The 25,299-nt window shown below is 60.6% G+C and carries 24 protein-coding genes; 18 read left to right on the forward strand and 6 right to left on the reverse strand.

Annotated features, from left to right (window positions below; all coding sequences use genetic code 11):
- Nucleotides 1-96 precede the first annotated feature (96 nt).
- The gene (locus NE357_RS18355) at nucleotides 97-537 is read left to right on the forward strand and encodes a CBS domain-containing protein (protein ID WP_085712511.1); all 441 of its coding nucleotides are present in this window, start codon (nucleotides 97-99) and stop codon (nucleotides 535-537) included.
- A gap of 124 nt (nucleotides 538-661) precedes the next feature.
- Here NE357_RS18355 and NE357_RS18360 read toward each other — a convergent pair whose 3' ends face one another.
- Nucleotides 662-1,285 carry a glutathione S-transferase gene (locus NE357_RS18360; RefSeq protein ID WP_169431054.1) on the reverse strand — a complete coding sequence of 208 codons (624 nt, stop codon included), beginning with the start codon at nucleotides 1,283-1,285 and terminating at the stop codon, nucleotides 662-664.
- A 1,091-nt stretch (nucleotides 1,286-2,376) separates the two neighbouring features.
- Here NE357_RS18360 and NE357_RS18365 point away from each other — a divergent pair.
- The 12 genes from NE357_RS18365 to NE357_RS18420 all read left to right on the forward strand — a co-directional run bounded on the left by NE357_RS18365 (nucleotide 2,377) and on the right by NE357_RS18420 (nucleotide 15,346).
- Nucleotides 2,377-3,195, forward strand: coding sequence for an energy transducer TonB (locus NE357_RS18365; RefSeq protein ID WP_169431055.1), 819 nt, complete (start codon nucleotides 2,377-2,379; stop codon nucleotides 3,193-3,195).
- Between the two features lie 49 nt (nucleotides 3,196-3,244).
- Nucleotides 3,245-3,949, forward strand: coding sequence for a MotA/TolQ/ExbB proton channel family protein (locus tag NE357_RS18370; protein WP_085608298.1), 705 nt, complete (start codon nucleotides 3,245-3,247; stop codon nucleotides 3,947-3,949).
- Entirely contained in the window at nucleotides 3,949-4,350 is a 402-nt protein-coding gene (locus NE357_RS18375) for an ExbD/TolR family protein (protein ID WP_011335072.1), read from the forward strand. Before NE357_RS18370 ends, NE357_RS18375 begins: the two co-directional genes overlap by 1 nt.
- 208 nt (nucleotides 4,351-4,558) lie before the next feature.
- The gene (locus NE357_RS18380; RefSeq protein WP_169431056.1) at nucleotides 4,559-7,264 is read left to right on the forward strand and encodes a TonB-dependent receptor; all 2,706 of its coding nucleotides are present in this window, start codon (nucleotides 4,559-4,561) and stop codon (nucleotides 7,262-7,264) included.
- 110 nt (nucleotides 7,265-7,374) lie between these two features.
- Nucleotides 7,375-9,246, forward strand: a complete 1,872-nt coding sequence (locus NE357_RS18385; protein ID WP_169431057.1) for an extracellular solute-binding protein — start codon at nucleotides 7,375-7,377, stop codon at nucleotides 9,244-9,246.
- A gap of 1 nt (nucleotide 9,247) precedes the next feature.
- A complete protein-coding gene (locus tag NE357_RS18390; RefSeq protein ID WP_169431058.1) occupies nucleotides 9,248-10,312 on the forward strand; it encodes a microcin C ABC transporter permease YejB in 1,065 nt (354 codons plus the stop codon).
- A complete protein-coding gene (locus NE357_RS18395; protein ID WP_169431059.1) occupies nucleotides 10,312-11,334 on the forward strand; it encodes an ABC transporter permease in 1,023 nt (340 codons plus the stop codon). Before NE357_RS18390 ends, NE357_RS18395 begins: the two co-directional genes overlap by 1 nt.
- Before the next feature lie 14 nt (nucleotides 11,335-11,348).
- Nucleotides 11,349-12,962 carry an ABC transporter ATP-binding protein gene (locus NE357_RS18400; RefSeq protein WP_169431060.1) on the forward strand — a complete coding sequence of 538 codons (1,614 nt, stop codon included), beginning with the start codon at nucleotides 11,349-11,351 and terminating at the stop codon, nucleotides 12,960-12,962.
- 118 nt (nucleotides 12,963-13,080) lie between these two features.
- Nucleotides 13,081-13,602 (forward strand): DUF3455 domain-containing protein, encoded by a 522-nt coding sequence (locus NE357_RS18405; protein ID WP_169431061.1) that lies wholly within the window; start codon nucleotides 13,081-13,083, stop codon nucleotides 13,600-13,602.
- Between the two features lie 42 nt (nucleotides 13,603-13,644).
- Nucleotides 13,645-14,178 carry a sigma-70 family RNA polymerase sigma factor gene (locus NE357_RS18410; RefSeq protein ID WP_169431062.1) on the forward strand — a complete coding sequence of 178 codons (534 nt, stop codon included), beginning with the start codon at nucleotides 13,645-13,647 and terminating at the stop codon, nucleotides 14,176-14,178.
- Entirely contained in the window at nucleotides 14,175-14,870 is a 696-nt protein-coding gene (locus NE357_RS18415) for an anti-sigma factor (RefSeq protein WP_169431063.1), read from the forward strand. Before NE357_RS18410 ends, NE357_RS18415 begins: the two co-directional genes overlap by 4 nt.
- A 113-nt stretch (nucleotides 14,871-14,983) precedes the next feature.
- Nucleotides 14,984-15,346, forward strand: a complete 363-nt coding sequence (locus tag NE357_RS18420) for a hypothetical protein (protein WP_169431064.1) — start codon at nucleotides 14,984-14,986, stop codon at nucleotides 15,344-15,346.
- Nucleotides 15,347-15,424: 78 nt separating this feature from the next.
- Here the strand turns inward: NE357_RS18420 and NE357_RS18425 are convergent, their stop codons facing one another.
- Nucleotides 15,425-16,513, reverse strand: a complete 1,089-nt coding sequence (locus tag NE357_RS18425) for a DUF1615 domain-containing protein (protein WP_169431065.1) — start codon at nucleotides 16,511-16,513, stop codon at nucleotides 15,425-15,427.
- Nucleotides 16,514-16,697: 184 nt separating this feature from the next.
- Here NE357_RS18425 and NE357_RS18430 point away from each other — a divergent pair, with 184 nt between their 5' ends.
- Nucleotides 16,698-18,239 (forward strand): FAD-dependent oxidoreductase, encoded by a 1,542-nt coding sequence (locus tag NE357_RS18430; RefSeq protein ID WP_169431066.1) that lies wholly within the window; start codon nucleotides 16,698-16,700, stop codon nucleotides 18,237-18,239.
- Nucleotides 18,240-18,242: 3 nt separating this feature from the next.
- On the opposite strand, the gene NE357_RS18435 is transcribed toward NE357_RS18430, so the two are convergent.
- Together NE357_RS18435 and NE357_RS18440 are read right to left on the reverse strand one after the other, a co-directional pair.
- A complete protein-coding gene (locus NE357_RS18435; RefSeq protein ID WP_445576623.1) occupies nucleotides 18,243-20,282 on the reverse strand; it encodes a peptidase domain-containing ABC transporter in 2,040 nt (679 codons plus the stop codon).
- A gap of 95 nt (nucleotides 20,283-20,377) precedes the next feature.
- Nucleotides 20,378-20,635: a hypothetical protein gene (locus tag NE357_RS18440; RefSeq protein WP_169431067.1), complete on the reverse strand. Its 258-nt coding sequence runs from the start codon at nucleotides 20,633-20,635 to the stop codon at nucleotides 20,378-20,380.
- 181 nt (nucleotides 20,636-20,816) lie between these two features.
- On the opposite strand from NE357_RS18440, the gene NE357_RS18445 reads away from it, so the two are divergent.
- The 3 genes from NE357_RS18445 (at nucleotide 20,817) to NE357_RS18455 (ending at nucleotide 22,386) form a co-directional block, all read left to right on the forward strand.
- A complete protein-coding gene (locus NE357_RS18445) occupies nucleotides 20,817-20,993 on the forward strand; it encodes a hypothetical protein (RefSeq protein WP_164872156.1) in 177 nt (58 codons plus the stop codon).
- Nucleotides 20,994-21,107: 114 nt separating this feature from the next.
- A complete protein-coding gene (locus tag NE357_RS18450; protein ID WP_169431068.1) occupies nucleotides 21,108-21,890 on the forward strand; it encodes a HesA/MoeB/ThiF family protein in 783 nt (260 codons plus the stop codon).
- Nucleotides 21,880-22,386 (forward strand): GNAT family N-acetyltransferase, encoded by a 507-nt coding sequence (locus tag NE357_RS18455; protein WP_169431069.1) that lies wholly within the window; start codon nucleotides 21,880-21,882, stop codon nucleotides 22,384-22,386. The genes NE357_RS18450 and NE357_RS18455 overlap by 11 nt, the downstream gene beginning before the upstream one ends.
- Before the next feature lie 48 nt (nucleotides 22,387-22,434).
- Here NE357_RS18455 and hemB read toward each other — a convergent pair whose 3' ends face one another.
- Nucleotides 22,435-23,409: a porphobilinogen synthase gene (hemB, locus tag NE357_RS18460; RefSeq protein ID WP_169431070.1), complete on the reverse strand. Its 975-nt coding sequence runs from the start codon at nucleotides 23,407-23,409 to the stop codon at nucleotides 22,435-22,437.
- 144 nt (nucleotides 23,410-23,553) lie between these two features.
- On the reverse strand, nucleotides 23,554-24,252 hold the full coding sequence (locus NE357_RS18465; protein WP_169431071.1) for a glutathione binding-like protein: 699 nt from the start codon (nucleotides 24,250-24,252) through the stop codon (nucleotides 23,554-23,556).
- 294 nt (nucleotides 24,253-24,546) lie between these two features.
- Between NE357_RS18465 and NE357_RS18470 the strand changes: the two genes are divergently transcribed.
- The gene (locus NE357_RS18470; protein WP_169431072.1) at nucleotides 24,547-25,221 is read left to right on the forward strand and encodes a histidine phosphatase family protein; all 675 of its coding nucleotides are present in this window, start codon (nucleotides 24,547-24,549) and stop codon (nucleotides 25,219-25,221) included.
- The last annotated feature ends 78 nt before the right edge of the window (nucleotides 25,222-25,299 follow it).

A 25,299-nucleotide genomic window follows, 5' to 3' on the forward strand; every position in this document is an offset into this window, starting at 1 on the left:
GACGTTTTTTGCGTGTTATCTGCCGTTTTGCGGCCTTGCTCTGCGCGCCACGGTCTACGATGCTTGGAGAACAACGACAACACCTGAGTAACCGCCATGAAAACCGTCGCCCAGCTGCTCAAGCTCAAAGATCAGAAAAATCAGGAAGTGCATCAGATCAAGCCCGATCACATGGTGCTCGAAGCGCTGATGAAGATGGCCGAGAAAAACGTCGGCGCCTTGCTCGTGGTGGAGGACGAAAAAGTGGTGGGCATCATCAGCGAGCGCGATTACGCACGCAAGCTGGTGCTGCACGGGCGCTCCTCGGTAGGCACGCCGGTACGCGACATCATGGTGGCGAACGTGATCACGGTGGATACCCACCAGACCGTCGATACCTGCCTGAGCATCATGTCCGACAAGCGTCTGCGCCACTTGCCGGTGGTAGAAAACGGCAAACTGCTGGGCCTGCTGTCGATCGGCGACCTGGTCAAGGAAGCGATTGCCGAACAGGCCGAGCTGATCAAACAGCTGGAGCAGTACATTCGCGGGGAGTGACTCTTACAGCCACTACTGTCCTTTGTGGGAGCGAGCCTGCTCGCGATAGCGGTGTATCAGGTAAAAGTATCTGCTGACAGACCGCAATCGCGAGCAGGCTCGCTCCCACAGGTTTGTTTTTTGTTCAGGCAGGCCAATGCCGCGCGAAGACCGGCGCCAGCACCGGGTGTCGGTCGATGCGTTGCAGCCACGCATGGAAACCGGGCCGGGCCTGACGCAGGTGTTCACGGGCACCGGCCCAGCGCGAGACCACCGCTGCCAATACATCCAGCGCCCCCGGTGTTTCATCGTCCAGGTACAGCTCGGCGGAGAACTGGTCGGCAAACACCTCCCAGGTCCAGTGCAATCGTTCCCGCGCACCCGTCATCAGATTCTGCCGCGAGGCCTCGTCCGGCATCACCAGCCAGCGCTCGGGGTAATCAATGATGCCGATGGCCGCATAGCAATTGCTGACGATGTACACCAGGCCGCGAATCGCTTGGTCACGGTCAGCGCCCGCGGCGGGCAACAGGCCGGATTGCGGAAAACTCAGCCCCAGATGAATCAGGATCGCCGCACTTTCGGTGATTACACTGCCGTCCGGCAGTTGCAGGGTCGGGATCTGTTTGAGCGGATTGAGCCGCGCCAGCTCCTGCGCCGCTTCCGCACCGGCCTCGATATCGATGAAGCGGTAAGCCACCTGGCACAGCTCGAGTGCCGCCTCGATGGCCGCCGCCCCTGAATTGCGATGTCCGTAGAGCTGATACATATCCCCTCCTCCACTGCGAAAGGCATCCTGCCCTGGCCCTATTTATAGCTGTTGTATCGAATTTGGCACGGATTGCGCATTCATCGGCAGCTTGCGAATCCCTGATCTCGCAAAACAGCGCTGGCGGTGCCCATCCCGCACCAAGAGCAATCAGCGAACGCTATCCGCGTTCTTGTAAGGTGCGATACCGAACCAAAAGTTCGCGTATCCGAGCTGGCAACAAGGAGTTCACCGCGTGAATCTTCATCTGCTGCGCCACACTCTTCTCTCCGTGCCCCTGTACCTGCGCCGTGTTCGTCCTGCGAACAGTGCGTGCATGCCTTTTATTACCTGAACGTCTGCACTATTTATTTTTTAAATAGCACGCAAGAAGTCATTGCGTGCGCGCTGCTTTAATGAATGCAAGAAAACATTGTTCGACAATAACTTCCAGACAGCACACCGCTACAACTTTCGCTGTTTGGCGTTAATGTCCGAAGCGCACCAAAACTGCACTTGCAGCCAATACACCGTTCCAGTGGAACGACCGACTTTACTTAAACAAGAACAAGGAATATCGCCTGTGACCCGCTAAAACACTGACCCGCACCAATTCAGTCCGCCACGCACCATCACGCGTCCTGGCCGACACGAGAACAGCCGCTCTATCTCGCTGAACAGCGCGATACCGCGCCCGGCCTGTCTCGCCCTGAAAAAAGTCCTGCAAAGAGGGCCTTCGGGAGGTTGTGCGCCCATGAAAACCGGCATGTTTGATGAAACTTATATAAATGCGACATACGTATCATCCGTGAAATAACCGCTACACAATTGATCACTCTTTGGCACAGCGGTTGCTATTGCATCAACCATGAGGGCAAGAATGATGTTAGCCACTCAATTGCACACCCACTTATAAAAGAACAGCCACGGACCGGATCAATGAACCATCGAAGTCGGCATTACTGAAGCAACAAGCTGCACAAGCCCTGTTCAATAGATAGTTCAACTATCGGCTTCTGCACACCTGTATGAAAGTTGCGACCACTCACTCGAACAACGCCTTGTTGTTCGAACGGCACCTTATTGCCCTTCATCCACCCGAGGGAGCTTTAATGAACGATGCGGTAAAGCACAGAACGCCGCCGGGGCCAGTACCGAACGCAGCGCTTGCGTCGGGAGCGGGTCGGCCCGTCTACAAGGCCAACACTTCTCAGCCCGGCGGCCTGAACAAACAGCAGATGCTGTTGCTGGTGGCGGTATCGGCGCTGATACACGGCGGCGCCTGGTGGTCTTTCCAGCAGGCGCGGGCCGAACCGCTGCCCACGCCACCGGAAATCCCGGAAATGACCGTCGAGCTGACCAGCCCGACACCTCCGGCACCGCCGACACCGGAGCCGCCGCCCCCACCGCCGCCCCCTCCCGAACCGGAACAACCGGTGGAAGACGAGGACGCGGTCAAGCCGCCGCCCAAACCGGTGGAGAAACCCAAGCCGATCGAAAAACCGAAACCGGTCGAGAAACCCAAACCGGTGAAAAAGGCCGAGCCGCCAAAAGCACCGCCCGCCCCTGCGCAACCGGCGGCGCCTGCTGCTCCGGCCACCCCGAGCGCGCCACCGGCACCTGCGGCGGCACCGGGCCCGGTGAAAGAGTCGGCGGCGATTTCCGGTCTCGCCAGCCTCGGCAACCCGCCGCCGGAATACCCGTCGCTGGCTCTGCGGCGCAACTGGGAAGGCAGCGTGGTGCTGCGGATTCAGGTGCTGGCCAACGGTCGCGCCGGCTCGGTGACCGTGACCAAGTCCAGCGGCAAGCCGCAACTGGATGACGCGGCGGTCGCGGCGGTGAAGGCCTGGAAGTTCATTCCGGCCAAGCGCGGCGACACACCGATCGACGGCTTCGCCACCCAGACCATCGATTTCAAATTGCCGCAATGACGGCGCGACAACCGAACTCACAACCGATTAACGCAAGCGAGGTGTAGCCATGAACGATTCTCTGTCTTCGATGATTGTCCCCGGCGTGCTCTGGGGGCTGGTGCTGTTTTCCGTGGTCAGCTGGGCGATCCTGCTGGTCAAGTCGGCGCAATACCTGCGTCAGAAAACCCAGAACAAGCAGTTCAGCAAAGCCTTCTGGGGCGCGCCGGATCTGCTGACCGCCGCCGAACACGCCAGTCAATATCCGGGCTCGCTGGCGCGGATCGCCAGCAGCGGTTTCGAAGCCTTGCTGGTGGAAGAGTCCCCGCGCACCACCCAGCAACTGGCGCACACCATCAACCGTTCCGACCGACTGGAACGCAACCTGCGCCAGCAGATCCAGAAGGAACGTCGCTCGCTGGAAAACGGCCAGGCGATCCTCGCCAGTATCGGCAGCACCGCGCCGTTCATTGGCCTGTTCGGCACCGTGTGGGGAATCATGGAAGCCCTGCAAAGCATCGGCGCCAGCGGTTCGGCCAGCCTGGAAACCGTGGCCGGGCCCATCGGCCACGCGCTGATCGCCACCGGTGTGGGCATTGCCGTCGCGGTGCCGGCGGTGCTGATTTACAACTTCTTCCTGCGACGCCTGAAACTGGCCTCCGCCGACATGGATGACTTCGCCCACGACTTCGACGCCCTCGCCTCGCGCAGCGCGTTTTCCATCAGCCGCCAGGCCATCGCCAAATCCACGGCCGCCGTGCGGGAGGCCAGCTGATGTCCTTTTCCACTCAAGACAGCGATGAAGTGCTCAGCGAAATGAACGTCACGCCGCTGGTGGACGTGATGCTCGTGCTGCTGGTGGTGTTCATCGTCACCGCGCCGCTGATGACCAACGCGATCAAGGTCAACCTGCCGAAAACCGACGCCGTCGCCCCCGCCGAAAAGAAGGATCCGGTGGTGGTCAGCGTCGATCAGGACGGCAAGTTCTTCCTGGCCAAGACCGAGCTGGCACCGGAATCACTGGAGGCCAGCCTCAAGGAGGTCAAGGCCAAAGATGCCGACGTCCGCGTGCAGCTGCAGGCCGACTCCGCCGTGAATTACGGCCAGGTGGCCAAAGCCATGGCGTCCATCGAGCGCTCGGGCATTACCAAAATATCGGTGATGACCACCCGCTGACGGCGGTGCCGGGCGCGCAGTGAGGGACGCGCCCGGCACCGTTCGTTGAATCCCGTCGCAATCGGCCGACCGAAAAAACGCAGCGCGTCTTCGGAGGGGATCGGCTTGCTTGAAGAAAGTGGTTTTCGCGGCGCGGCACCACCGTGCTCCGTGCAAAGAGGGCTCACAAGGCCATTTCGATAAACGTCTAACAAAGTCGGAAACAACCATGCTGATGAACACTCCACGCTTCACGCTCAAACCCTTGGTGGCAACGATTTCCCGCCACCGTTTCGTTCCGTTGTACCTGGTGGCCATGGGGATGGGTGCCGGGGTTCAGGCTGCCGAGGACGACAACGGCGTCCCGGCCGCCGCTGCGGTGGTTGCGCCGACCACGCAACTGCAACGGGTCGAAGTGACCGGTTCGGCGATTCGCCGGGTCGATGCGGAAACGGCGGTGCCGATCACCGTGCTCAAGGCCGATGAACTGCGCAAACAGGGCGTGACCACCACCGCCGAACTGGTGCAGCGCATCACCGGCAGCCAGTCGATCAACAACAGCGCAGGCTCGGTCGGCGCGGCCACCGGCGGCGCATCGTTTGCCGACATGCGCGGCATTGGCGCGAACAAGACACTGGTGCTGCTCAACGGTCGCCGGCTGGCCAACAACGCCCTGTCGGGCACCAACTCGGCCGGCGGCGCGGTGGATCTGAACATGATCCCGTTTGCCGCGATCGAGCGCGTGGAAGTGCTGCGCGACGGCGCCTCGGCCCTGTACGGCACCGACGCCATCGGTGGCGTGATCAACTTCATCACCAAAAAATCCATGACCGACGGCCAGCTCACCCTTGGTGGCGAAACCCCGACCCACAGCGGCGGCGGTGCGACCAAGGACATGAGCGCCAGCTGGGGCTACGGCGACCTGGAACAGGACCGCTTCAACGTGCTCGGCGTGTTCAACTACAACAAGCAGCAGAACCTCGACGCCAACGACCGCTCCTTCGCCCGCGACTACGTGCCCGGCCGTGGCCTGGACCAGACCTCAGGCACCGCGTTCCCCGGCAACTACAGCCAGAACGGCAACGCCACCAACCCGCTGGCCAACAGCAATTGCAACGGCCCCAACCTGGTGGCCCGCGACGGCCTCTGCCGCTTCAGTACCCGGGAATTCATCGACCTGGTGCCACAGACCGAGAAGACTTCGTTCTTCGGCAAGACCACCGGCAAACTGGCCGACGACCACAACATCAACCTCGAATATTTCTGGTCACGCAACAACAACGCCACCGCCGTCGGCCCGGCGCCATTGACCGGCCTGAGCCTGGATTCGTCCTCGCCCTACTACCCCGGCAACGGCATCACCCCGGCGCCCACCGGCTTCGCCCTCGACCCGACGCAACCGGTGGACGTGAACTGGCGCGAAACCGCCGCCGGCCCGCGTGAATCGAAAGACCAGAACACCAGCCAGCGCTTTTTGCTGAGTTTCGACGGTCTGGTCGGCGGCTGGGACTACAACGTCGGCGCCTCGTACAACCAGAACAAGATTGTCTCCAGCGTCACCAGCGGCTATGTCAGCGATCAGGCAATGATCAACGGTCTGGCCAGCGGCCTGCTCAACCCGTTCGGTCCGCAGACCAGCGCCGGTCAGCAGTACATCGATCAGGCCATGTACCACGGCGCCTATTCCACGGCGGTCGGTCGGGTCGCCGGTTTCGACGGGCGGATCAGCCGCGAGATCGGTGACTGGTTCGGTGCCGGCCCGTCGGGGCTGGCGTTGGGCGGCGAGTACCGCAAAGAGAAATTCCACCAGGACTTCGAAGCTTTCGCCGGCGACATCCAGAGCCTGGGCATCGACCCCGCCGGCAGCGTCGAGGGCGACCGCAGCGTGAAAGCCGCCTACGCGGAAATCAACGTGCCGGTGCTCGACAGCCTGGAATTGTCGGCCGCCGTGCGTCACGACAAATACAGCGACTTCGGCAGCACCACCAACCCGAAATATTCGTTCCGTTATCAGCCACTCAAGGAGCTGGTGGTGCGCGGCGCCTACAGCGAAGGTTTCCGCGCGCCGTCACTGTACGAGTTGTATTCGCCACGCAGCATCACCTACACCCAGGGCTACTACAACGACCCGGTGCTGTGTACCGGCGGCGTGGTGCAACCGGGCGGCAACGGCGGACGCGATTGCGGTCAGCAGTTCCTCAACCAGATCGGCGGCAACGAAGACCTGGCCCCGGAGAAAGCGCGCAACGTGACGCTCGGCTTCGTTTATCAGCCGGTCAGCAACCTGTCCGTGGGCCTGGATTTCTGGTGGATTCACATCTCCAACCAGATCCAGCCGTTCCCGGAATCCACCGTGTTCGATCAGGCCGGCAGCTACCCTGACCGTTTCGTGCGCAACGCCGACGGCACGCTCAATTACATCGTCACCGGCAACGCCAACCTCGGCATCGTCGAAACCAACGGCGTCGATGTGTCGCTGGACTATCGCTTCCCGAACACGCCTTACGGCCAGTTCGGCCTGGGCCTGCAAGGCACCTATGTCGACGAGTACGACTTCCAGAGCACCATCAAGGGCCCGTTCACCGATAAGGTCGGCGACTTCAAGGGTGACGGGGTGATTGCCCGCTGGAAACACAACCTGACCGGTTCCTGGACCTTCGGCGCCGCCCGTGCAGCGCTGACCAACCGCTTTACCACCGGCTACAACGACTACGACCGCGAAACCAACGCACGGGTCGCGTCGTATTCGGTGTGGGACCTGTCGGCCGGCTACACCTTCGACAAGGTGCTGGACGTGGACGCCGGGGTGAAGAACCTGTTCGACCGCGATCCGCCGTTCTCCAACCAGGCCTACAACTTCCAGAGCGGCTATGACCCACGTTACACCGACCCGCTGGGCCGCACGCTGTTTGCGCGCATGACGTACCACTTCTGAGTACAGGTCGGGGCCGCGCAAGACTCCGGCCGGCCCCTTCCCCTTGCGAATTCGCATCCCGCAGCGGCCAACCGCCGCTTCGGGTTTTTCCGGCTCAGAGGAACGACTTCATGACATTCATGCGCAACATGGCCGGCCTGCTGCTCGGCAGCGCGCTGCTGTGCAACGCGGCAGCTGCGCTGGCCGGCGGCAGCTACGCGATGACGGTGTACGGCGAGGCGCCGAAATACCCCGCCGGTTTCCAGCACTTCGATTTCGTCAATCCCGACGCCCCGAAGGGCGGCTCGCTCAGCCGCGCATCGATGGAGATCGGTCAGTACAACTACATCACCCCCTATGCCGATCAGGGCATTTCCGTGGTCCAGGTCAACGACTGGGTGTATTCGCCGCTGGCGTTCCGCTCGCTGGACGAGCCCTACACCGTCTACGGTCTGGTGGCGCAATCCATGGAGCGTGACCCAGTCGGTCTGTGGGTGCGTTTCAACCTGAATCCCGAGGCGCGTTTCGCCGACGGCACGCCGATCACCGCCGAGGACGTGCGCTACACCTTCGAGCTGTTGATGACCAAGGGCAGCCTGAGTTATCGCCAGCAGTACGCCGACGTGCAGGATGTGCTGATCGAAGGCCCGCGGCAGATTCGCTTCACCTTCAAGAACAACCTCAACCGCACCCTCGCGCTGGATCTGGCGTCGCTGCGACCGGTGCCCGAGCACTGGTGGAAGACCCGCGACTTTGCCAACGGCGGCGGCTTCGAACCCCCGCTGGGCAGCGGCCCGTACCGGGTGAGCAAGGTCGATGCGGGGCGCAGCATCGGTTTCCAGCGCGATCCGAATTGGTGGGGCAAGGACCTGCCGGTCAGTCGCGGGATGTACAACTTTGACAGCCTGACCGTGAATTTCTACGGCGACACCGACGTCGCCCGGCAACTGCTGCAGGCCGGGGCGTTCGACTACAACCGCGAGTTTTCCTCATCCGGCTACGTGGTCGGCTACGACAGCCCGGCGCTGCGCGACGGTCGCCTGCAACAAGCGATTCTCGCCCCGGACAAACCGACCAGCGCCCAGGGGTTTGTGTTCAACCTGCAGAACCCGCTGTTCAAGGATCGCCGCGTGCGGCAGGCGCTGAGCCTGCTGTGGGATTTCGAGTGGACCAACAAGCAGATGATGCGCGGCTTCTACGTGCGCCAGAACAGCTACTGGCCGAAGAGTGAAATGGCCGCCACCGCCCTGCCCGACGCCAGGGAGCTGGCGATCCTCGAACCGCTGCGCGGACAGATTCCGGACGAGGTGTTCACCCAGGTCTATCAGGCGCCGAAAACCGATGGCAGCGGCTACATCCGCGACAAGCAGTTGCAGGCCCTGAAGCTGTTGGCCGAGGCCGGGTGGACGCCGAAAAACAATCGGCTGGTGAACGCTGCCGGCGAGCCACTCGAATTCACCTTCCTCGACGGCCAGGGCGGTTTCGACCGCATGTTGCTGCCGTACAAACGCACCCTGGCGCAGATCGGCATCACGCTGAGTCTGCGGCGCATCGATTCGGCGCAATACATCAACCGGCTCAACGCCCGGGACTACGACATGATCGTTACCAGTTTCCCCCGCAGCGGCGATCCGATCGTCTCGCCGGGCCGCGAGTTATACAGCCTGTATGCCTCGCAGAGCGCGACCCAGGTCGGCAGCTCCAATTCGATGGTGCTGGCGGACCCGGCGGTGGACCGGCTGATCGACGGCCTGGTGCAGGCCAATACCCGCGACGCCATGGTGCGTTACGCCCGCGCCCTCGACCGGGTGCTGCAATGGGGTGACTACATGATTCCCAACTACTACTCCAAAGGCACGCCGACGGTGTTTCAGAACCGCTTCGGCAGGCCACCGGTGCAGCCGATTTACAGCGAAGGCCTCGATACCTGGTGGGAGGTCTCGGCCAAGCCGCTGACCAATCAGCAGATGAGCGCCTTGCATCAGCTCGCGGGGGGCCAGTGACATGTGGCGTTATCTGAGTCGACGTCTGTTGCTGATCATCCCGACGCTGCTGTGCATTCTGGTGGTCAACTTCGTCATCGTGCAGGCCGCGCCCGGCGGCCCGGTGGAACAGGCCATCGCCCGCCTGCAAGGCTTCGGCGGGCACAGCATGGGCGGCGCCAGCGAGGTGACCGCGATCGGCGGTGCCGGGCGCAGCAGCCGTGGTCTGGATCCGGCGCTGATCGAAGAGATCAAACACCACTACGGTTTCGACCGACCGATGCACGAACGCCTGTGGCTGATGCTCAAGAACTACGCGCAACTGGACCTGGGCAGCAGCTTCTTTCGCGGTGCGAAGGTGACGGACCTGATCGTGCAGAAGCTGCCGGTGTCGCTGTCCCTCGGCCTGTGGGCGACCTTGATCACCTACCTGATTTCGATCCCGCTGGGCATTCGCAAGGCAATCAAAAACGGCAGCGCATTCGATGTCTGGAGCAGCACGGCAATCATCGTCGGCTACGCGATGCCGGCGTTTCTGTTCGCGATCCTGTTGATCGTGGTGTTCGCCGGGGGCAGCTACGTCAACTGGTTTCCGGTACAGGGGCTGGTCTCGGACAACTTCGACAGCCTGAGCCTGTGGGGCAAGGCCGGCGACTACCTCTGGCACCTGGTGCTGCCAGTGACGGCGCTGGTGATCGGTGGTTTTGCGACGCTGACGATCCTGACCAAAAACAGCTTCCTCAACGAGATCAGCCGCCAGTACGTGATCACCGCACGCGCCAAGGGCCTGACCGAAAGACGCGTGCTCTACGGCCATGTGTTTCGCAACGCGATGCTGCTGGTGGTGGCCGGTGTGCCGTCGGCGTTGATCGAGGTGTTTTTCGCCGGCTCGCTGCTGATCGAAACCCTCTTCAACCTCGACGGCCTCGGGCGCATGAGCTACGAAGCGGCGGTGTCGCGGGACTACCCGGTGGTGTTCGGCACGCTGTTCCTGTTCACCCTGTTCGGCCTGTTGATCAAGCTGATCGGCGACCTCTGCTACACCCTGCTCGACCCGCGCATCGACTTCTCGGCGAGGACTGCCTGATGTTCACACTTTCCCCTCTGGGCCGGCGGCGCATCGCGCAATTCAAGGCCAATCGTCGCGGGCGCTGGTCGCTGTGGCTGTTCATCGGGCTGTGCCTGATCTGCCTCGGCGGCGAGCTGATCGCCAACGACAAGCCGCTGGTGATTCGCTACCACAACGCCTTCTACTTCCCGATCCTCAGCGACTACCTGGAAACCGATTTCGGCGGCGAACTGCCGTTCCAGCCGGATTACGCCAGCAGTTACGTACACAAACTGATTGAGGATCAGGGCGGCTGGATGCTGTTCCCGCCGATCCCGTTCAGCTACGACACGGTCAATTACGACCTCACGGAACCGGCGCCGAGCCCGCCGTCCTCCAGCAACTGGCTGGGCACCGACGATCAGGCGCGGGACGTATTGGCGCGGGTGATTTTCGGCACGCGGGTTTCGATCCTGTTTGCGCTGATCCTCACCGCCGTCAGTGCGTTGGTCGGTATCGTCGCCGGGGCGTTGCAGGGTTATTACGGCGGCTGGGTCGACTTGCTCGGGCAGCGGGTGCTGGAGATCTGGTCGGGACTGCCGGTGCTGTACCTGCTGATTATTTTGTCCGGGTTCGTCTCGCCGAGTTTCTGGTGGCTGCTGGGGATCATGGCGCTGTTTTCCTGGCTGGCACTGGTGGACGTGGTGCGCGCCGAGTTCCTGCGCGGGCGCAGCCTGGAGTACGTCAAGGCCGCGCGGGCCCTGGGCCTGACGGACAGCGAGCTGATGCGCCGGCACATTCTGCCCAACGCCATGACCTCCACCCTCACCTACCTGCCGTTCATCCTGACCGGCGCCATTGCCACCCTCACCGCGCTGGATTTTCTCGGCTTCGGCATGCCCGCCGGCACCGCGTCGCTGGGCGAACTGATCGGCCAGGCCAAGCGCAATCTGCAAGCGCCGTGGCTGGGGCTGACGGCGTTTTTTGCCCTGGCGCTGATTCTGTCCTTGCTGGTGTTCATCGGCGAAGCCTGCCGTGACGCGTTCGATCCGCGATCCTGATCCCCGGAGCTGAAATGACCGACAACCTGATTGAAATCCGCGACCTGCGCGTCGCCTTCGCCGGGCACGAAGTGGTGCACGGCGTGAACCTCGACATCCGCCGCGGCGAGTGCCTGGCACTGGTCGGCGAATCCGGCTCGGGCAAGTCGGTGACGGCGCACTCGATCCTGCGTTTGCTGCCGGGCAAAACCGTCAGCAGCACGGGCAGCATCCGCTACAACGGCGTGGACTTGCTGCACGCCAGCGAACAGCAGCTGCGCGGCTTGCGCGGCAACCGCATCGCGATGATTTTCCAGGAGCCGATGACCTCGCTGAACCCGCTACACACGGTTGAAAAACAGATCAGCGAAGTGCTGGAGATCCACAAGGGGCTCAAGGGCCGCGCCGCGCGCCAGCGCACGCTGGAGTTGCTGGAACTGGTGGGCATTCGCCAACCGTTGCAGCGTTTGAAGGCCTATCCGCACCAGCTCTCCGGCGGCCAGCGACAGCGAGTGATGATCGCCATGGCGCTGGCCAACGAACCGGAATTGCTGATCGCCGACGAACCGACCACGGCGCTGGACGTGACCGTGCAACAGAAGATTCTCGAGCTGTTGATCGAGTTGCAGCAACGCCTCGGCATGTCGCTGCTGCTGATCAGCCATGACCTCAACCTGGTGCGGCGCATCGCCCAACGGGTGTGCGTGATGCGCCACGGGGAAATCGTCGAACAGGCCGATTGCGCAACGCTGTTCCGCACCCCGCAGCATCCTTACAGCCGCCTGCTGATCGAGGCAGAACCGTCGGGCGCGCCGGTGCCGAGTCGCTACGATCACAACCTGCTGGAGGTGGATGACCTGAAAGTCTGGTTCCCGCTGCCCAAGGCGTTGTTCAGCCGCACTCAGGAATACATCAAGGCCGTGGACGGCGTGAGTTTCCGTCTGCAGCGGGGCAAGACTCTGGGGATTGTCGGCGAGTCCGGCTCGGGCAAATCGACGCTGGGCCAGGCGATTCTGCGGCTGGTGGAATCCGAGGGCGATATTCGTTTTGGCAACAAGCAGTTGAGCCTGCTCAATCAGCGTTTGATGCGCCCGTTGCGCCGGCAGATTCAGGTGGTGTTCCAGGACCCGTTCGGCAGTCTCAGCCCACGGATGTCGGTGCAACAGATCATCGCCGAAGGCCTGCTGACCCACGGCATCGGCACGCCCGAAGAACGCGAGGCGGCGGTGATCCGCGTGCTGGAGGAAGTCGGCCTCGACCCGCAGAGCCGCCATCGCTATCCCCACGAGTTCTCCGGCGGCCAGCGCCAGCGCATTTCCATCGCCCGGGCGCTGGTGCTGGAACCGGCGCTGATTCTGCTCGACGAACCGACCTCGGCGCTGGACCGCACGGTGCAGAAACAGATAGTGGAATTGCTGCGGCAGTTGCAGATCCGCCACGGGCTGACGTACCTGTTCATCAGCCATGACCTGGCGGTGGTGCATGCGCTGGCGCACGATTTGATGGTGATCAAGGACGGCAAGGTGGTGGAACAGGGAGCGTCGCGCCAGATTTTTGCGGCGCCGCAGCATGCCTATACCCAGGAACTCCTGAAAGCCTCCGGCCTGGCATTGGCAAAAACCGGGGGTGAGCGGGTTACAGCAATCTGACCGTCAGTGCTTTCAGATTTATTTTCCGGCCACTGCATCCAAACCCCTCCGTCACGGGTAGTCCCTGTAACAGCCCTCTTTCGGCTGTCAGCGGTTTACCCTTTTCGGAGAAACACTGATGAACATCACCCAACTGATCGGCTTCACCGGTTTGCTCGCCGTCGCCTCGACAAGCTTCGCCCAAAGCAGTTATCCCGACGCGATCAAGGTGCCGGACGGCCACAAGATCGCGATGGAAACCACCGGGGTCGGCGAGATCACCTACGAATGCCGTGACAAGGCCAATGTCGCCGGCCAGACCGAGTGGGTGTTCGTCGGCCCGAAAGCAGTGCTCAACGATCGCAGCGGCAAACAGGTCGGCACCTACTTCGGCCCGCCCGCCACTTGGCAGGCGCAGGACGGTTCGAAAGTCACCGGCACGCAACTGGCCGTAGCGCCATCGAGTCCGGGCAACCTGCCCTATCAACTGGTCAAGGCCAACCCCGCCGAGGGCAAAGGCGCCATGAGCGGCGTGAGCTACATCCAGCGCGTCGCGCTCAAGGGCGGCGTGGCGCCGGGCAGCGAATGCACGGCGGCGAACAAGGGCAAACAGGAAGTGGTGAAGTACCAGGCCGACTACATTTTCTGGGCGGCGAACTGAGCCTGGCTGGACGTTTGGCCGATGCTTGCTAGATTGCAGGACATGCCCTTGCCCGAAACCGCGTTCGATTACGAAGCCCGCCTCGCCGCCTGTGCCCGCGGCGAGCGCGGGGCCCTGCGCGAATTGTATGTGCAGGAAAGTCCGCGGCTGCTCGGTGTGGCCCGACGTCTGGTGCGCGACACGGCGCTGGCCGAAGACATCGTTCACGACGCATTCATCAAGATCTGGGCCGGCGCGGCGGGTTTCGATCCGGCGCGCGGTTCGGCCCGGGGCTGGATGTTCAGCGTGACCCGGCATCTGGCGCTGAATGTGTTGCGCAATCACGACCGGGAAACGCCGCTCAACGACAGCAACGAATTTCCGGCGAGTGATGACGGTTTCGACGCACTGGCGCAATCGACCCGCATCCACCGCTGCCTGCATCAACTGGAACCGCAACGCCGCCGCTGCATCCTTCACGCCTACGTCGACGGTTACAGCCACGCGCAGATCGCCCAGCGCCTCGACACGCCACTGGGCACCGTCAAAGCCTGGATCAAACGCAGCCTCAATGCGTTGCGGGAGTGCATGGGATGACCACCGAATCGGCGCAGGAACGCGATGAACTGGCCAGCGAATACGTGCTCGGCACTCTTTCGGCCGAAGTGCGCGCCGAACTGCAACGGCGCTTGCCCAACGATCCCGAGCTGCAAGCGGCCGTGGACGCCTGGGAGCGACGTCTGCTGGAGCTGACCGACCTCGCCCCGGCGCATCAACCCTCGTCGCAGCTGTGGCAACGCATCGAACGCAGTGTCGGGCAACTTACCCATAAGAGGGCGCCAGAGATTTCATGGTGGAACCGCCTGTCGCTGTGGCGCGGCTTGAGCGCTGCCGGACTGGCTGCAACCTTGTTATTGGGCTCGATCCTGTTGACCCAGACCACGCCGAAACCAAGCTTTCTGGTGGTGCTTGTCGCCCCGCAGGACAAGGCGCCGGGCTGGGTGATCCAGGCCAGCAACCCACGGGAGATTCAGTTGATTCCGCTGGGCGTGGTCGAGGTGCCGACGGATAAGGCGCTGGAATTCTGGACCAAGGCCGACGGCTGGCAGGGTCCGGTGTCGCTGGGGCTGGTCAAACCGGGCCAGGCGCTGTCGATCCCGCTGGACAAGCTGCCGCCGCTGCAACCGAACCAGTTGTTCGAGCTGACGCTGGAAGGCGCCAACGGCTCGCCGATCGGCAAACCCACCGGGCCGATCCAGGCGATTGGCCGCGCGGTGAAGGTGCTGTGACAAACCATCATCGACGTCGATGTTCACCATCACGTCAATGAAGTTCTCTTAAAAAATCCCGGGCGTAACATCGGCTCCATACCCAACAAACAAAACCCCCGGAGCACAAAATCATGAAACGCCAAGTCATCCTCAGCATTGCCCTTTCGGTTCTGGCCTTCAACGCATTTGCCGCCAAACCGGCCCACACCATGATCGCTGAAGGCGGTTCGGATCGGTTGATCGAACAGCGCGTCGCCGAAGGCGGCTCGGATCGCCTGCAAGAACGCCGTGTGGCCGAAGGTGGCTCCGATCGTCTGCTGGAACGTCGTGTTGCCGAAGGTGGCTCCGATCGTCTGCTGGAACGTCGTGTGGCCGAAGGTGGCTCCGATCGTCTGCTGGAACGTCGTGTGGCCGAAGGTGGCTCCGATCGTCTGATCGAACGTCGTGTGGCCGAAGGCGGTTCGGATCGTCTGATCGAACGCCGCGTTGCCTGAATGAAGGGCTTCATCGCAGCAACCCGGAAAAAACCCGGCTCCCGTCAGCCGGGTTTTTAACGTCTTTTTTTTACCTCGTCAGTCCCTGGCCATGCAGCGCCGATAGCGCTCATCGACCCGTTTGGCGAACCACGCAGTGGTCAGTTTGCGAGTGATCTTCGGGCTTTGCAGGACAATCCCCGGCAGCACCGCCCGGGGCAATGATTTGCCTTCTGCCTTATCCGCCAGTTCGAAGACCCGCTGATAGAGCCTGGTCTCCTCGAACCCCAGCGTATTGCCCTTCTCCAGTTGATCGCGGATCTGTGGATTACGCATGCCCAGTGATTTGCCAAGTCTGCGTACCGCCAGCTCGGTGGTGCCCGGCATGATCGAGTCATAGCGAATCAGGTCGCCATCCAGCGCCAGCGGAACGCCCGAGGCCCGACTGACTGCATTCTGAAACGCTGCGTTGCGACTGGCGTACCACCCGGCATTGAAGTCCGCAAAACGGTACAGCGGCTCGCGATAACTCACCGGATAACCCAGCAGATGGGCGATGCCGAAGTACATGCCGCCCCGACGACTGAACACCTCGCGACGAATCGTCCCGTCCACCGGGTACGGATAGTCTTTGGCATGCTGTTCGGCGAATTCGATGCTGACCTGCATCGGCCCGCCGGTGTGCACCGGGTTGAAACCGCTGAACAGCGTGCGGCCCATCGGCACCGAGCCGATGAAGTCGTCGAAGATCGCGCTCAATTCCTTTTCGCTGCGGGCGGCGCTCAGGCGTTCGCTGTAGGTCTTGCCGTTCGGCGAGCGCACCTGCAAGGCACCGCTGACCAACAGGCTCGGGATATGCACCTTGGCGGCGCGGCGGTCGATTTCGTCACGGGCGATCTTGCCCAGTCCGGGCACCGGCGGATCGACCTGGAAAGTGGATTCCTGCTCGGCGACGGCCAGCACCGAACACAGGTTTTGCGTCGTCGGGCTGATGCCCTGGGCGGCGAACGCGGTGTAGATGTCCGTGGCCCAGCCCTGGCGGTCGGCGGTTTTCGCCGGCAGCAGGCGCACGATCTGCGCCTTGACCTCGGCCGGTGCGCGCGGCGCCGGTTCCTGGCTGCGCTGCCCGGCGCAACCGGCCAGTACCAGCAGTGCGGCAAGGCTGACGAATAATCGAGGGGTGTGCATAACGCTTCATCCAGTCCGTTGAGCCGGGTTAACCCTACGCTCTATCGCAGGGTGCAGGATAGGACTGCGGGCCGGCGACACTGTTCCATCCCCCCGTTTGGCAGGCGAACTGGCCGTGCCCGCCCGCTGATCCATACTTGGTGCTGCACACTCAGTGGCAAAGGGCACGCGAGGAGGACAGACCATGAACCGCAGTGACGTTCTGATCATCGGCGCGGGTCCCACCGGACTGGTACTGGCCCTGTGGCTGAGCAAACTGGGCGTGCGCGTGCGCATCATCGACAAGACCTCCGCGCTGGGCACCACCTCGCGGGCGCTGGCGGTGCAGGCGCGCACGCTGGAGTTGTACCGGCAACTGGATCTCGCCGAAGCCGTGGTGCGCAACGGGCATCGGGTGGCAGCGGCGAATTTCTGGGTCAAGGGCAAACCCGTGGCACAGTTGCCGCTCAACCGGATCGGCGAAGGCCTGACGCCCTATGCCTTTCTGAAAATCTATCCGCAGGACGAACACGAGCGACTGCTGATCGACCGCCTCGAAGACTACGACGTGTTCGTCGAGCGCAATACCACCCTCGAAAGCTTCACGGAAAACGGCGACGGTCTCACCGCCCATTTGCGTCTGCCGGATGGCGAACAGGAGATCTGCCAGGCCTGTTACCTGGCCGGATGTGACGGCGCCCGTTCGGTGGTGCGCAAGACCCTCGACACCGGTTTCCCCGGTGGCACCTATCAGCAGATTTTCTATGTCGCCGACGTGCAGGCCAGCGGCCCGGCGCTCAACGGCGAGTTGCATCTGGATCTGGATGAGGCGGATTTTCTCGCGGTGTTCCCGCTGGCCGGCGAAGGTCGCGCACGGCTGATCGGCACCGTGCGCGACGAACGTGCGGATCGCGCCGAAACCCTGGAATTTTCCGATGTCAGCAGTCGCGCCATCGAACATCTGAACGTGCACATCGAGGACGTCAACTGGTTCTCCACCTACCGTGTGCATCATCGAGTGGCAGACCACTTTCGCCAGGGCCGGGCGTTTCTGCTCGGCGATGCGGCGCACGTACACAGCCCGGCCGGCGGTCAGGGCATGAATACTGGCATCGGCGATGCGATCAATCTGGCGTGGAAACTCGCGGCAGTGCTCAGCGGCGGCGCCACGGCGAAGCTGCTCGACAGCTACGAAACCGAACGCATCGCCTTCGCCCGGCGGCTGGTGTCGACCACCGACAAGGTCTTCAGCTTCGTCACCGCCGAAGGCCGCATGGCCGATCTGTTGCGCACGCGGCTGGCACCGTTCCTGATCCCGAAAATGGCGTCATTCGAAACCAGTCGCGAATTCCTGTTTCGCACCGTCTCGCAGATTACCGTCAATTATCGGGGCATGGCGTTGAGCGAGGGAGTGGCCGGGCATGTGCACGGCGGCGACCGCTTGCCGTGGGCCCATGATGGCGAGGGGGACAATTACGAACCGTTGCGCAACCCGTGTTGGCAGGTGCATGTATACGGTGACACCAGCGACGAAATGATCGCCTGGTGCAATGAACACCACTTGCCGCTGCACGTGTTCGACTGGCGCCCGGCGTTTGAAACGGCGGGCCTGGGGCGCAACGGTTTTTACCTGCTGCGCCCGGATACCTACGTGGCGATTGCCGACAACAGCGCGGATCCGAAGGTGATCGAACGGTACTTTCGTGATCACGGGATCAGATGTTATTTGCAGCAACCCGTCCAGTGAACGCTAGCGACCAGGGCAATCATCGACCCTATGCGTGAGATCCGCGATGATTCGCCCTTGATCCAAAGTCACTACCCGTTGCGCCATTGCAAGGGTTTGCGGACGATGGGCAACCAGTATTCGGGTCATTGCCTCCTGTGTGATGGCGGCATTGACCCGTTGCTCGTTCCAGACATCCAGATGACTGGTGGCTTCGTCCAGCACCAGCAACCTCGGCGATCGGTACAATGCGCGAGCCAGCAGTATGCGTTGTCTCTGGCCGCCTGACAGGCCTGATCCAAGATCACCGACAAGCGTGTTGTACTTCATCGGCAGCGCCATGATTTCATCATGCACCGCCGCTTGTTCCGAGCACCTGATCACTTGCCCCGGGTCCGGCTGAGCGTCGAAAAAACAGATATTGTCCGAAAGCGTTCCGGTGAACAGTTGATCGTCCTGCATCACTGTTCCAGTCATCTGGCGATAGTTCCTCAACCCAAGACGCGTCAGCTCAACCCCGCCCAGAAAAATCTCCCCCTCGGTTGGTGTCAACAGCCCCAGTATCAATTTGAGCAAAGTGGTCTTGCCACAACCCGACACCCCCGCAATCGCAATGCACTCGCCCGCCGGGATGCGCAAACTCAAATTGTCGATGACATTGGGCTCATGTTCCGCGTATCGAAAGGAGACATTGCGTAACTCAATATCCGTTTCTATCTCCCGAATGTCGATTTCAGCGTCGTCAGCCCCCTCTTCCGGTGCCGTCAGCAAAATATCCGCGATGCGCTCACTGTGCAGACGCAACATCCGCAGTTCGAACGACTTATCCAGCAACGCAGCAATACGCTGGCTGAACTGATCCTTGTAGCTCAGAAACGCAAACAGCATACCGACGGAAAAGTGGCTATCCATAACGGCCATTGCTGCCAACCAGACCACGACAATCCGCTCCCCGTTAAAAACAAGGGTGCTGGCTGACTGGAACGATATCGCTATGCGCGCGATCCGTAACTCAGCATTGAGCTGATCCGTCAGGGCGTTACTCCAAGCGCACCGTCGCTCCTGCTCGCGACCATATAACCGAATGCTTTGAATACCCCGGGCAGACTCGATAAACAGCGTGCCTTGCCTGGCCGCGCAGGCGATATGCACCGCTGTAGCTTCACGCTGCTTTTGAAAAACACCCCAGCGCAAAGCTGCATAAAGCACCACGGCCGACAGACTGACAAATGCGAGCGTGGCACTGTAGAAAAACATGACGACCAGCGTGGAAAACACCCATAAACCGTCGATGAGTCCTTCAATCAATTGCGTGGTCAGTGTTTTCTGAATGACCTGTATAGCCTGAAATCTCGACGCGATATCACCCAGATGCCGCTTCTCGAACCAGGCAACCGGCAAGCGCAGCAAATGGGCAAAGGCATTGCCCAACCATTGATACCCCAAATAGGCGGACAACGACGCGGCCATCCATGATCGCAACCACCCCAATCCGGTCTGAAGCAGTACCAGCAACAAGAATCCGCTGCCCAGAACAGTCATCAACCGGTGATCACCCGTGGTCAGCACGTCGTCCACGACCCATTGCAAGTAGAACGGGAGCGCCAATGCAAGCGCTTGCAACAGCGCGCCCATCAACAACAATCTTGCCAGTCCTGCGTAGAGCCCATCGACTTTGCCGAGCATGGATTGCCAGGAAATCTTCTTTTGGGACGGCAGGCGTTCAAACAGTTCCCCGGGCGTCAATTCCAGTACCACGCCTGTGAAATGACTGGATGCCCGAGACCAGGAAATGCTCCGTTTGCCGCTTGCCGGGTCGTGAATCAGCAACTCGTTGCGCGTCACTTTCTCAAGCACCACGAAATGGTTCATGTCCCAATGCAAAATACACGGCAATTTCAGACTCGAAAGTTGCGGTAACTCCACGCGTAATGGGCGGGACTGGAACCCGAGCCGTTGCGCCATCGATATCAGGCTTTTAAGGGTAGAGCCCTTGAGTGAAACGCTGAAACGCTGACGAAGCAGAATCAGGTCAGTTGCACGCCCCCAATAGCGGGCAATCATGGCGAGACACGCGAGACCACATTCACTGGCTTCTGTCTGCAGTAAGACCGGCAACTTTCTGTTACCCCAGCGCAAAGGGGTGTTTCCTTGTCTGGTCATTTGACCAGGTGCAGGTGAGAAACATCACCGACGCGCTGTGTAATGGCAACAGGTTCAATATTGCGTCCTTGCATATAGCTTGCGCCCACTCCAAGCAGGAAGAAAACAAACACACCCAAACATAATGCCAGGCCGTCGAGAGACTTATCGATTTTTATATCGAGATAGTTTCCATAAAATCTTTCGGAGGCGAACGCTATCGCCTCCTTGCGAAAAAGAGAAGGCCTTTCCCTATCTAATTTTTCAATACCCACCTGACACACCTCCTATATAACCAAAGTCTTCCGCACCACACCAATACAATCTAAAGCTCACATTGACACTACTGGAATCCAATTTTTATAGTCAACACCCCTTAGACAGCCCGAGACTGCGGCTATCGAAAGAGATCTTCAACTAACACAAATCCAAAACAACTCATTAGATAGGATATCAATGAAAATTTTTCTGCGTGGTTTACCAGAAGGTCTTATAGGAAAGTCGGAAATAGAAGCTGAGTCTCTTGAAGCCGCCCTTCAGGACTATCCCGTTCTGGAACTCTTTCAGGAAGAACTTGAAGAAGTCAGTGGCGGCGCCTGCACTGCAAGAAGTTTTCGGGCATGCGATGGTTGATTGTTGAACGACAGGCAATCCTCCTGGCCTGAACGCCAGCCCTGCGGATTCGAAACAGAATCCGTGGGGAGTCTGTTTCACTTTCTTGTCTAACCCGCTTCGAGGCCGATGCCCATGCACTTTGATTTCAAGGATGAGCGATACAATCGTCAGGAGAACATGCCGGAGTGGGGAAAGACCGGTCAACAGAGGGTTTCGCAAGGCTCTGTTGCTGTAATCGGCGCCGGTGGCGTCAAGTCCACGCTGCTGATGGCATTGGTTGCCGGAGGGATCGGAAAAGTCGGGATCGTAGAGTTCGACACGGTCGAGTTATCCAACTTGAATCGTCAGTTGCTGTATCGCACTCCGGACATAGGCAGTACCAAGGGTGTCGCAGCGTTTAGAACGCTGGTCGACCTCAACCCGGATATTGATATCCGGTTATTTGAAGAAAAAATAACGCGACACAATGTCGACCGACTGCTCGATCAATATGAAGTCATTGTCGAAGGCGGCGACTCCCCCGATGGTAGAAACACCATCAATGAATATTGCCTGCGCACAAACAAACCCATGATTCACGCCTCTGCTCAGTTTTCCTATGGTTATGTATTCACCATGATCCCGGAACTGAAAAGTGCCTGTTTCGCTTGTTTATTTCCAACTGACCACTCCCGAAAGGAACATACCGGCCCCGTCCCGGTAAATGTTTTATCAACTTCCATCGCCGGAACCCTGGGTGCAGCCGAAGTGTTCAAATGGTTTCTCGGACACAAAGCCAACATGTACGTTAACCGCAGGCTGACATTCTCATCACTGTTGCTGAGCGGCAAATTTCAAGTTGATGACATCCCTAGAAATCCCCTTTGCAAATGCTGTGCGACCTATTACGAGAAAGAATACCTTCATGCAATTTAGACAACCTCAAACTTCGGATGCAGATGATCTATTGCATTACTTCAACACGCTCGTCCAACAGGATCCGGAACGGGTGGAAAGGCCCGAGGATGTCCGATCGATCGATCATGAAAAGGAAGTTCTCTGGATTGAGTCTTTGTTAGAAAAGGAAAAACAGCAGAATGCCGTGACCCTGTGCATTTTGAAGGACACGGCGATCATCGGTCTGGGCGAGATCGAACGTCGGCCCCGCTGGATCGAGCGCCATGTTGCAGAGATCCGGTTCGGGCTTCTGCCTGATCATCTGGACGAAGGCATTGAATTGGTCAAACAACTCGAAGAACGAGCCCGCGCTATCGGTATCGAACTGCTGTATTACTTCCATTTGGCAACACAGCGTCAGGGCATCGATATTGTCCGCGCTTGTGGCTTTGAGCTCGCTGGCACACTGGGGCATTACTACAAAAAAGCGGATGGCTATGTGGACCGGGTTTTCTATAGCAAGAAAATCATTTGAAAGTATAAGCAATGCCCGGCCATCGCTACCGATGGCCGGGCAACGTCTTCAAATTCCGGCCAAGGCCAGGTCCATCGCAAAGTAGGTGAAGATCAGATCCGCACCGGCGCGTTTGATCGCACCGAGGCTTTCGCGCACCACGCGATCTTCGTCGATAGCCCCGGCCTGGGCGCCGAACTTGATCATCGCGTACTCGCCGCTGACCTGATACGCCGCCAGCGGCAGGTTCGAGGCTTCGCGGATCTCGCGGATGATGTCCAGGTATGCGCCGGCCGGTTTGACCATCAGTGCATCGGCACCTTCCTGTTCGTCGAGCAACGATTCACGCAGGGCTTCGCGGCGGTTCATCGGGTTCATCTGATAGCTTTTGCGATCGCCTTTCAGCGCGCTGCCGCCGGCCTCGCGGAACGGGCCGTAGAGTGCCGAGGCGAATTTGGTCGAGTAGGCCATGATCGGGATTTGCGTGAACCCGGCGTCGTCCAGCGCCCGGCGAATTGCCCGCACCTGGCCGTCCATTGCCGCCGACGGCGCAATCACATCGGCGCCGGCACGGGCCGCCGCCACGGCTTGTTTGCCGAGATTGATCAGGGTCTGGTCGTTGTCGACTTCATGATTGTGCATCACACCGCAATGGCCGTGATCGGTGTATTCGCAGAAGCAAGTATCGGACATTACGATCATGTCCGGCACCGCGTCCTTGGCGATCCGCGACATGCGCGACACCAGCCCGTTTTCGCGCCAGGTGTCGCTGCCGTTGGCGTCCAGGTGATGGGACACGCCGAAGGTCATCACCGACTTGATCCCGGCACGGGCGTAACGCTCGATCTCGCTGGCCAGTTTGCGCTCCGGAATACGCATCACGCCGGGCATGCTCTTGATCGGCACGAAGTCATCGATTTCTTCCTCGACGAAAATCGGCAGCACCAGATCGTTGAGGGAAAACTCGGTTTCCTGGAACAGGCTGCGCAGGCTCGCATTGCGACGCAGACGGCGTGGACGTGCTTCGGGGAACTGACTGGACATGGGGCCTTTCCTGAAAAACGGGCAGATGAGACGAAAGTCGTAGGGGGCGAAGCTTATGCCTTGCGGGGGATGAGGTACAAACCTGGATCAATCAAGAGTGCATTACCGGGGACGCAACAATCTGCGCACCCGGCAGACACAGGGTCAGGAAGGAATGGTCAGACCACGCACCACCGCCGGTCGCGCCAGAAAACGCTCCAGCACCCGGGTAACGTTCGGGAAGTCCTTGATGCCCACCAGATCGCCCGCCTCATAGAAACCGATCAGGTTGCGCACCCACGGGAACGTGGCGATGTCGGCGATGGTGTAGCGCTCGCCCATGATCCAGTCGCGTCCCTGGAGGCGGCCGTCGAGGACTTTGAGCAGGCGTTTGCTTTCGTCGACGTAACGGTTACGGGGACGTTTGTCTTCGTAATCCTTGCCGGCGAATTTGTTGAAGAAACCGAGCTGGCCGAACATCGGGCCGATGCCGCCCATCTGGAACATCAGCCACTGAATGGTTTCGTAGCGCAGTGCGCCTTCCTGGGCCAGCAACTGACCGCTTTTGTCGGCGAGGTAAATCAGGATTGCGCCGGACTCGAACAAGGGCAGCGGTTTGTCCTCGGGGCCATGGGGGTCGAGGATCGCCGGGATCTTGTTGTTCGGGTTCAGCGACAGGAATTCCGGGGACATCTGGTCATTAATGTCGAACCCCACACGGTGCGGCTCGTAGGGCAGACCGATCTCTTCGAGCATGATCGAGACCTTGACGCCGTTGGGGGTCGGCAGGGAATAGAGCTGAATCCAGTCGGGGTACTGCGCCGGCCACTTCTGGGTGATCGGGAACGCGGACAGATCGGTCATGGGTAGCATCCAGTCACAAAATGAAAGCCCCGAGCATAATCCACGTTTTCCGCGCTGGCTCGGGTTCTTTTTGTCCTGGCAGCCGGACTTACTTAAATCCGCAACATCCTGTCGCTAACCTGCCTCCAGCCATCCGGCGACGCCTTTAAGGTGTGCCCCGCCAGGCGGATCGAACCAAAGGCCTTCCGAGGGCTCCAAGGAAACCATTCAAGACAGGGAAAACACCCGGCCCCGACTGCCTGCGGTGCAGAGGTTTGTCAGCCTTAACCGAACAGACTGAAGACGCCTCATTTGATGACGAACCTGATGAAAGTCGCCAAACGCTTCAAACATCGCGCCTATGTGGCCCTGCCCTCGCTGCTGGCGATGAGCGCACTGTTCCTGTCCCTTGAGTCCAGCGAAAGCCGCGCGCAACCGGTGGATGGCACCCAGACCCTGATCTTCCTGCGCCACGGTGAAAAACCCGACGGCGGCCTCGGCCAGCTCAACTGCCAGGGCCTGAACCGGGCCATCGAGCTGTCGACCCTGCTACCGGAAAAATTCGGCAAGGCCGACTACGTATTCGCCGCCAACCCCACGCGCAATGTCGAGGAAGGCGAGCTGGACAATTCCTACAGCTACATCCGCCCCCTGATGACCATCAGCCCCGCCGCCATCAAACTCGGCCTGCCGGTGAACATCGAGTTTTCGGCCAACGACACCAACGACCTGGCCCGGGAGCTGACCGCCGACAAATATCACAACTCGACCATCTACACCGCGTGGTCCCACGGCTATCTGCCCGAGCTGATCAACAAGGTCGCGGGCAAGGCCGTGGGCGAGAAACAGACCATCACCGAAGACTGGGCATCCGGCGACTATGACTCGCTGTACGTGCTGACCCTCACCTGGCACAACGGCAAGGCCAGCCTGCAGAGCCACAGCTACAAGCAGGGGCTGGATAACGGCAAGGTCACTTGCCCGACCTGAGTTTTGCGCTGCCAGCCTTAACCTTTTCGCGAGCAAGCCCGCTCCCACATTCAAGCTTGCGCCGAACTCAAATGACGG

The sequence above is a fragment of the Pseudomonas sp. G7(2022) genome (assembly GCF_052660475.1).